Genomic DNA, 9,141 nt, shown 5'->3' on the forward strand with positions numbered 1-9,141 from the left:
CCGAAAACACAGAGATGCCGGAGAATCTTCTTACGGGTATTCTCCGAATCACTGGATCTTTCCCTCTTCGATTCTCATCGCCTTGCGGGCTCCGTGAGAGAGGAAGGCCTCCTCAAAGGTTTTTTCCCTGTGTGGCGTTTCTCCCCGCACCTATGGTTACATACGGCGACGGAGTGGTTATCAATCGACTCTTGACGAGGTTAGCGAATATGCTAACTTTTTGGGGTGCGATCAATCCAATTCTACAGGCAGCAATCTGGAGCCTGCCCGGTTGAGGATTTTCTTGAATCTCTCGATGGCAAGCAGGCCCAAAAAGTTGCCTGGGTGCTCGATCTGGTCCGCACCCTTCCAAGGCCACCGACTCAGTACTTCAAGAAATTGGTAGGAACGGAGCTCTGGGAGGTTCGAGTCGAGTTCGGAGGCAACGCCTTCCGGATTCTCGGTTTCATGGACGGCGAAAATCTCGTCGTTCTCGCCAGCGGCTTTGCCAAAAAGACTCAGAAAACACCGAAACAGGAAATCGAAACGGCGGAGCGCCGGCGAAAAGATTACTTCTTAAGAAAAGGATGAACCATGGATGATCTCGATAAATACATTCAACAGCGCAAGGATCGCGACCCTTCCTTTGCCGAAGCATACGAATCGGGCTATCAAGAGTTCCTCATCGGGGTTCTCCTGAAGGAAGCTCGCCAAAGCGCGGGGGTTACCCAGGAAGAGTTGGCGACTGCCATTCACACGAAGAAGTCGGTAATCTCCCGGCTGGAGAATCGGGCCAGTGACGCGCGTGTCTCGACACTCCGCAAGGTTGCTCAGGCTCTCGGAAAGGAATTGGTCATTGAATTACGGGATCAGGTATCGAAGCCAAAGCGGAGAAGGGTAGCGCGAGAGAAGATGGCTCCCGCCTGATGCTTGAGCGCCTCCCTTCCTCCTTAGAGGAATGGAGAGAGCCATTTCTCCGAAATCCATATCCGCTGGTCCGGAAATTCTCCTTTTATGGGGGTAGAGAAGATGATAAATTTGACTGTTGCTGGGATGGGAAGTCGTTCAGGATCACGACCCTAAGTTCGACCCTACCCGCCGGAGATCCGGAATTGCCGCAAAAAAGCGCAAGAACCGCAAAAGAGGACCGCGGATTTCAATACGCCCCGTAGGAGTGGCCGCGCTGGTCAAGCCACGTCTGATGCGAAAAAGGTCTTTCCCCCGAGAGGTGCGAGTATTGTCAAGAATCAAGACGTGACGTCTTTTTGGTGTCCTCTGTAGAGAAGGTCCGTGGCCGCTATCCGCAATGGGTCGCGGAGCGCCTTCCTTCCGATGCTTGGACGGAGGATAGTGGGGTCGCGTTTCCCCTTTATCGGATGGCTGGTTCCTGCCTGAATTTTCCAAGGTTATTACAACTGGGATTGGATGGCTTGGAAGCCGAGCTGGCGGATACACCATTCAAGTTCGTAGCCGATCATTTGCGCGATACAATCGATTCCTACATCGGATCGGTTTCTGAGGAAATGGTTAAGACGCTGTTGGCGATCCGCAATAAACCACCACGGCATTTCCGGGAAGCAATCCAACTGTTCTGGCTTTATGCCCTTCATTCCGGAACTTGGAATTACGGTAGGCTCGACGTAGCTTTAGGCTCATTTCTTAAGGCCGACTTGGATAAGGGAGTCTTGAATCGTGAGGAAGCTTTGGAGTTGGTCTGTGGTCTTTGGAGGTTGATGCATTCTTACGACAATATGTATGACAATCGCCTAATCGTCGGAGGGCGGGGGAGGCCCGACGAAGCGGCTGCGGATGAATTCGCCCTGCTCGCGATCGAGGCGACCCGGAAAGTTCGCCTCAATCAGCCTCAACTGTCCCTACGATTTTATGACGGGCAAAATTCCGAGTTGTGGGAGCGAGCGATCGATGCGATCGGGGAGGGATGCACCTTTCCGATGCTTTACAACGATGAGGTCAACATTCCGGCGGTGCAGAAGGCTTTTGGGGTGAGTGCCGATCTCGCCGAGCAATACACTCCTTACGGTTGTGGCGAGTATGTGTTAAATCACTACAGCGAAGGGTCTCCCAATGGTGTGATCAATTTGCTCAAGGCCTTGGAGATTACTTTGCATAGCGGCCGCGACCCCAATAACGGGCGTCAGGTCGTTGAAGATGTTCCATCAGCCGCAGACTACCAAGACTTCGATGCCCTATGGCAGAGCTATTGCCGGGTTGTTGAGTATCACGTGGCTGTTTTGGCTCACCAGCAGAAACTGGAGTATGATGTCATGGCGGAAGAGGCACCATTGGCCTTTATCAGCGCATTGACATCCGATTGCGTGCAGCAAAAGAAGTCCGCCTTTGGTGGAGGCGCACGTTTCCTGGGAGGATGCTTGGAGACTTACGGCTACACGAATGCGGCCGATAGTTTGCACGTTTTGCAGGAACTGGTCTTTAACCAGAAGCGATATACTTTGCCCCAGCTCGTCGAGGCGATGGATGCCAACTATGAAGGCTTTTCTGAGATCCAAGCAGCTTGCCGTCAGGTCAGTAAGTATGGAAACGACGAAGGAATGGCGGACTCGATGGCGCGGAAGGTTCATGAGCATATTTGCAATGAAGCTTCAAAGCAGGCTGTGAAGGTTGGGCTGTCGAGTTATCTGGTCGTGGTGATCAATAACTGGGCTAACACCGTTCTCGGTTGGAAGACCTGCGCGAGTGCCGACGGGCGCAAGTCCGGACAACCGATGGCCAACGCGAACAATCCATCTCCTGGTAGCGATCTCAACGGGGTAACGGCCTTTTTGAATTCCCTGGTGAAGCTCGATCCTTCGTTGCACGCCGGAGCTGTCCAAAACATGAAATTCTCAAAAGAATGGTTTGGAGAGATGAGGCCGAAGTTCGAAGCCTTGATAAAGACCTATTTTCTTCATGGAGGTGCCCAAGCGATGATCACCGTAGTTTCCCGGGATGACATGGAAGCTGCGATGCGCGAACCGGAAAAGTGGGGACATCTAATGGTGCGAGTAGGAGGATTTAGCATTCGCTTCGTGGACCTTCCGCGCCCAGGTCAGCTAGAGGTTTTGGCGAGAACTCTGAATTAGTTCAATGAGCGCAAACGGGACAGTCATTGAAACGGGTATTATATTCGATATCCAACGGGCATCATTGCACGATGGTCCGGGGCTTCGGACTACGGTCTTCCTGAAGGGATGTCCGCTACGTTGCGCCTGGTGCCATAACCCGGAATCCCAGAAGCGGGAACCGCAAGTCGGTCAATCGGGGAAAGTTTACGGACGGCGGATGTCAGTAAAAGAAGTCATGGAAGTCGTTCGCGCGGATCGTTCATTCTACGAGTCATCGGGTGGGGGAATGACCGTCTCCGGCGGTGAGCCAACGGTGCAGTTTGAATTCTGCCGGGCGCTCCTCGAAGCAGCAAAGTGTGAAGGGATTCATACTTGCTTAGACACTTGTGGCCAGGTCTCCCACGAGGGGCTGCAGGAACTCTTGCCGTGGGTGGATCTCTTTCACTTCGACCTCAAGCACTGGAATGCTGCAGGCCACCGCCAGTGGACCGGAGTCGATGGTAGCCTCATTCAGGAGAATCTCGACTGGCTTCTGGAGCAGGGCGCCCGCATTCACCTGCGATGCCCGATAATCCCGGGAGTGAACGACGACGCGGAACACGCAGCCTTTCTAGACCGTTGGGAAGAGCATCCCGGAATCGAGTACTTGGAGCGCCTTCCGTATCACACGATCGGCAACGCCAAATACGAAGACCTTGGAATGACCGTTCCGCAATTCTAGTATCCCGTTACATTCCTCGCACCAGTCAAATTCCAAGATTGTCAAAAATCTTGACGTCTACTTGGTTCCTCCGTGCCCCGGGAACGAGCCGTAAAGCAGTAACGTGGCCAACCCAAGTGATCCCTCAATCGTAGCGCGGTGCTTTAGCCCGCGGCATCCGTTAGCCATTTGCTGATTCCTTTCCGTTCAGCATTAGTGCCTTCCGATCACACCCGGTCCAGCGGACTGACACATTGCTCGGCCTGATCCTCCATCACATGGAGGTAAATCATCGTCGTCTCCACGGTTTGGTGCCCGAGAAATTGCTGCACCGTGCGGATGTTGGTCCCGTTCTCCAAGTGATGCGTCGCGAACGAATGTCTCAGAGCGTGGGAGTTCGACCGTTTGGGAATGTCCGCCTTCTGAGCAGCCACGCTCAACTCCCTTTGATAGGCTTTCGGGAGGATGTGATGGCGTCGCCGCGGCCCATCCGAATTGCGCGGATCGCGCGAAAGACTCTTCATTGGAAAAGCCCAGAACCACGCCCACGACTCACCCGCTTTTGGCATTTTTCGATCAAGAGCGTTCGGCAGGTAGACACCCGGGCGCCCCTCCTCACTGTCCAGATCATGAACGGTGCGAACATCCTGCAAGTACGCCTGCAAATCCTCGATGGTGGATCGCGGAAGCGGCACCATCCGGTCCTTGTCCCCTTTGCCTGCACGAATCGTCAGCTTCTTCCTTTCAAGATCGATGTCTTTCACCCGTAAGCGGCACAGCTCTGAGATCCGCAGCCCGCAGCCATACTGTAATCGAGCCATCAACTTCCAAACACCCTCCATCCGGTCGAGCAAGCGACGAATCTCTCCCTGTGAGTAGACGACCGGATAGTAGCGGTTGGGATTCGCCGCCACGTAGTCACTGAAGTCGCCTAATTCCATTTGCCGCGACTCCCTCAGGAAAAAGACCCCGGCGTTCAGGGCCTGCCGTTGCGTCCCCGCGCTGACTCCCTCTTCAACGGCCAGATGGCTCAGAAAAGCTTTCAGATCCTCCTCCCCGAATTCCTCCATCGTCTTTTTTCCGGCGACGAAGGCCTCCATCCTCCGCACCCAGCCAATATAGGCCTCCTCGGTCCGGTACGAAAGATGGCGGACGCGCATCAGCCGAATCATCTCCTCGATAAGTGGCTCGGGCGCCACCCGCTCCTGATACTCCCGTACGGTCACCCCGTAGGCCCGCCTGCCATCCGGCGAACCGTCTTCACCCTTGACCGTTCGGGCCGTCATCGGCTTCTGGATCTCCGCCGCTGTGCGGCTCTTTGCGTTCTTGAAAAACCAATTCAGCGCCTCCCGCCAACGCTCGACGATCCACTCCTCTGGCTTCCGCTCCCGAATACGGGCCTCGATGAACAAACGGGCCGATCCGACCGTAGCCCGCTGCCGGCGCTTCTTCAAATCCCCGAGATACCACTGGATGGTGATCCGATAAGACTGCTTCTCGGAGTCTGAAAGGCGTTGTTTCTCAAGAACTTCAGCCCATCGCGGAAACGAGTAGAACTTCATCATACACCAATAGGTGAACATAAATTCACTAACCGCAAGAATAAAAGTCGCATCTCGCTCCGAAATGCAAATTAGATCGACCGAACACGCGCGCGTGTTATTGCAACACATTCTCAACTATCAGAATCCGAAAAGCTATTCTGACTCCCATATGCGGTTCTAAAATGCTCTTTATCTCTCCTATGTTTAACAACTTATCAATCCCAGATACTTTAGGATCGCCTGCTCCATTAGAAATGCATTAGACATTGGATCCGTTCAAAAATTACCCTAATAACACTGTTCTCCAAAAATAAATGATTCACGTTTATCCAGGCATGGGAGCTACATCAGCGATGTATCCCGATCCATGGCACGAGCTATCCGATGCCATGTTTCATGATTGGCCTGCCTATGCTGGAGAATCTACAATTCAAGAGTTAGCATCGAGAATCATTGAAGAGCACGAAATCAAAGACGGAGACACATTGATAGGATCCTCACTAGGAGGAATCGTATCCTCAGAAGTGGCGAACCAACTTTCACTACACTCCTTGGTTCTCGTTGGAAGTGCGAAAGATAAGGAAGAAATAAGACCGATACTTAGAATACTGCACCCTTTCGTTGATCTGGCACCGCTCGAGTTTCTAAGGGTCTCCTCGTCGTCTATCCCGAACGAATTAGCACGAATGTTCAGTCACACCGATGCTAGGTTCATACGGTCTATGTGCAAAGCGATCTTCAGTTGGGATGGACTAAAGAACGATGTGAGATTGATTAGGATTCACGGTAAAGGAGACTTGGTTATTCCTTGTCCTACCGAAGTCGAAGACCCAATCGATGGAGGACATTTGATTGCGATGACACACCCTATGGAATGCATGAAAAAAATAAAGGAGAACCAGTCGGTCGATACAACTCCGGTTAGCGCTCCGCGCTAACCTCCGCGTATCACCTCGACGTTCGCTAAAAAATGAAGACATTCAAATGGAGCATTCCTGAGCCGAGGCATCATTATCCTCGGGTTGAGGGACCAAAAAAGAAATGGAATGAAAGAATAGGAAATCCCCTTTGGCTGACTTCCCTTATGGTCTTCATAGTCGCCTCTTTGCTTTTGTTGACCAAGGCTTCTAGTCCAGCAGGCTTACTGTTGTTTATGCCATTTTCATTCGGCCCAATGATAGCCACTCTACTCCTGGGTCTCTGGGCGAAATCCAAGAGAAGCTCAGTGCTATTGCTTGCCTCGAATCTTATATATTTTGCGTGGTTTTTGTGGGTCTACATTGACGTCTTCTATATTCACATTGATCCGCAAGGACCGATCGCCTTTGTCTTCATCGGAATGGCCTCATTGCCAGTTATGATACCCTTATGGATCATTGCACTTGTTCTTGAGCGAAAGAACAAATTAAACCAAATGAGCGAACAAGACGGAGTGGACAACGCCTAACGGCGCGTCCATCCTCGACGTTGTGCAAAGAAAATGAAATGGAAACTGATTTTCGGAATACTCGCCTCAGTATTACTCGCTGCGATTACTCCAGTCATTACCACATTTCTAGTTGCTGGTGTATACGCGAAATTAATCTTAGGAAAAGGAGGGAATTACGCTGAGTCTATTGTTGGATGGGTTGCCGGACTTTGGATAGCCCCGGTAGTCCTGATTGCAGGCATCACTTACAGTGTTGTAGTCTACAGAAAATCGAAGCCAAACAGAGATGACCCGAATGGCCCAACCAGTCGATACAGACAACCAGATAACCCGCCCCGTGAAATCTAATATCCATCAGAACGATCTAGCTCGCAGGCTGGTCGTCTGATCTCTACGTTAGTGCGCCAAGCGAAGCGAGGCGCTTCTTGTCCGGTGAAAGTCCGGACGTTTCAAAGTAATAACCAAACAGAAACTACCGAGTGTTGCGCTGATGTCAGCTAAGCCATTAGAAGGATTGCCGCTTTTAGAGGCGGAGCCCGATGCGTTATCCACATGGAAGCGTGTCGGGATGGCGGAACGACATCGACGAAGCGTACACAGGGAAGCATGCAGGCCGCAGGGGAGTCGCAGTCCCCGAAGGCAATTTAGCCCCGTAAAGAGTGCAGATGCGGGTGACGACGGTTTTAACGTGCGCGGAAGTCAGCACGGGCAATGCCGCAATGGTAAGGCATTGTTCGGCCCGTCGGGGTTCGAAGCCGTGGCATGCATGCAAAGAAGCGTCCTTGAACTTGGGAGGCCTGTTTGTTTCCTCTGGAAAGAGGTAGGAGGCATCAACTAACCGGAGATGCAGTCGAAGGACAAACAGGAGTCAGACTCGTTCGTATTACTCGGAGACGGTAGGGCCGATCACGGGGGGAAGGAGCGGGCTGAGCGGTTACACGGGCAAAGCGCACACGCCTCGGGAAGGACTGTCCCGAACAAGAGCGTGTCAAGCACCCTGCTCGGACTGAGAGAGAAAGCGGGGAAGGAGCCGAAGTATCGGTTTCGTTCTCTGTATCGAGAGATCAACCTGCCGATGCTGTACGAGAGCTTTTACGAGCTTCGTCGCCACGCGGCCACGGGAGTGGACGGTGTGAGCGTGGAGAACTACGAGAAGGACTTGGACGGGAATCTGCGTGGGTTGTTGGAGCGTCTGGTCGCCAAGCGGTATCGGGCCCAGCACGTAAAGAGGCGGTTTATCTCCAAGGGCGGCGGTAGGCTGCGGCCTTTGGGCATACCCGCGTTGGAAGATAAGATCGTTCAGATGGCCGCGAGCAAGTTGCTGCAAGCAATTTACGAAGCGGACTTTCTGGATATGAGTAAAGGGTATCGGCCGAAGCGGGGAGCGCGCGATGCGAGCCAGGAACTGCGCGAACGACTCGTTCTCGAACGAGTGCACTGGGTAGTGGAGGCGGACATCGAGGGGTTCTTCGAGAACGTCGATCACAACTGGCTGTGTCGGATGCTGGAGGAGCGGGTGGACGATCAAGCGTTCATTCGTCTAATCCGCAAGTGGCTCAAAGCCGGAATCCTGCAAGAGGCCGGTGAAGTGATCCACCCGGCAACGGGAACCCCGCAAGGGGGGATCATCTCGCCTGTTCTGGCCAACATCTACCTGCACTACGCATTGGACCTGTGGGTGGAGAAGGTCTTGCCGAAAGGTCTTCGGGGGGCGCACGTCTGCATGCGCTATGCAGATGACTTTGTCGTCGGATTCGAATATGGCAGCGAGGCCGAGCGGTTCTTTTCGGAACTGCCACGCCGAATGGCCAAGTTCGGGTTGAGCATGGCCGCTGACAAGAGTGCCATCCTGAGGTTCAGTCGGTGCGATCTCGAAGGCAGTGGCTGTTTTGCCTTTCTGGGATTCGAGTTCTACTGGGCTCGGACCCGCAAGGGTCGGGTCACCGTCAAACGGCGAACGTCCAAGAAGAAGTTCAGGGCTTCGCTCTCCGGGCTTAAAGAATGGATGCGGAATAACCGGAGTCGGCCTCTGAAGGAACTGGCTGTCATCCTCCGGCGTAGGTTTGCCGGTTACTTCAACTACTACGGAGTGATCGGGAACTCGGACCGCCTTTGGCAGTACTGGACTCTGGCGCGGAAGATTATCTTCCGTGCCCTGAACCGCCGCAGCCAAAGACTCAGCTACAACTGGACGGGGTTCTCCCGGATGTGGATTACCCTCGCTATCCCTAACCCTCATATCGTAGAAAAACCCTTCCAACGATCCGTCTCATGGACTCTCTCCTACAGATGAAAGCCTCCCGGTCCACTCCACTGCGCGACCGCTCAGAGGAGCCCTGTGCGGTAGTCCCGCACGCAGGGATCTGCGAGGGGGCCGTCCGGCAACGGACGGTCCTACCTTGATGC

The 9,141-nt window shown here is 53.4% G+C and carries 8 protein-coding genes; 7 read left to right on the forward strand and 1 reads right to left on the reverse strand.

Going from position 1 to position 9,141, the window contains the following annotated elements:
• Positions 1–225: 225 nt before the first annotated feature.
• The 4 genes from H5P30_RS12015 (at position 226) to H5P30_RS12030 (ending at position 3,783) form a co-directional block, all read left to right on the forward strand.
• The gene (locus tag H5P30_RS12015) at positions 226–570 is read left to right on the forward strand and encodes a type II toxin-antitoxin system RelE/ParE family toxin (RefSeq protein WP_185691055.1); all 345 of its coding nucleotides are present in this window, start codon (positions 226–228) and stop codon (positions 568–570) included.
• Positions 571–573: 3 nt separating this feature from the next.
• The gene (locus H5P30_RS12020; protein WP_185693183.1) at positions 574–906 is read left to right on the forward strand and encodes a helix-turn-helix domain-containing protein; all 333 of its coding nucleotides are present in this window, start codon (positions 574–576) and stop codon (positions 904–906) included.
• 341 nt (positions 907–1,247) lie between these two features.
• Entirely contained in the window at positions 1,248–3,080 is a 1,833-nt protein-coding gene (locus tag H5P30_RS12025) for a pyruvate formate lyase family protein (protein WP_185693184.1), read from the forward strand.
• A gap of 4 nt (positions 3,081–3,084) precedes the next feature.
• Positions 3,085–3,783 (forward strand): glycyl-radical enzyme activating protein, encoded by a 699-nt coding sequence (locus tag H5P30_RS12030; protein WP_185693185.1) that lies wholly within the window; start codon positions 3,085–3,087, stop codon positions 3,781–3,783.
• A gap of 206 nt (positions 3,784–3,989) precedes the next feature.
• Here the strand turns inward: H5P30_RS12030 and H5P30_RS12035 are convergent, their stop codons facing one another.
• Complete coding sequence (locus tag H5P30_RS12035; RefSeq protein WP_185693186.1) at positions 3,990–5,324, reverse strand: integron integrase; 1,335 nt, start codon at positions 5,322–5,324, stop codon at positions 3,990–3,992.
• A gap of 317 nt (positions 5,325–5,641) precedes the next feature.
• Here H5P30_RS12035 and H5P30_RS12040 point away from each other — a divergent pair, with 317 nt between their 5' ends.
• The 3 genes from H5P30_RS12040 to ltrA all read left to right on the forward strand — a co-directional run bounded on the left by H5P30_RS12040 (position 5,642) and on the right by ltrA (position 9,028).
• Positions 5,642–6,244 (forward strand): alpha/beta hydrolase, encoded by a 603-nt coding sequence (locus H5P30_RS12040; protein WP_185693187.1) that lies wholly within the window; start codon positions 5,642–5,644, stop codon positions 6,242–6,244.
• Between the two features lie 32 nt (positions 6,245–6,276).
• A complete protein-coding gene (locus H5P30_RS12045; RefSeq protein WP_185693188.1) occupies positions 6,277–6,753 on the forward strand; it encodes a hypothetical protein in 477 nt (158 codons plus the stop codon).
• 967 nt (positions 6,754–7,720) lie between these two features.
• The gene (gene ltrA / locus H5P30_RS12050; RefSeq protein ID WP_185692383.1) at positions 7,721–9,028 is read left to right on the forward strand and encodes a group II intron reverse transcriptase/maturase; all 1,308 of its coding nucleotides are present in this window, start codon (positions 7,721–7,723) and stop codon (positions 9,026–9,028) included.
• The last annotated feature ends 113 nt before the right edge of the window (positions 9,029–9,141 follow it).

Origin of the sequence: Puniceicoccus vermicola (genome assembly GCF_014230055.1) — a bacterium.
GTDB lineage: Bacteria > Verrucomicrobiota > Verrucomicrobiia > Opitutales > Puniceicoccaceae > Puniceicoccus > Puniceicoccus vermicola.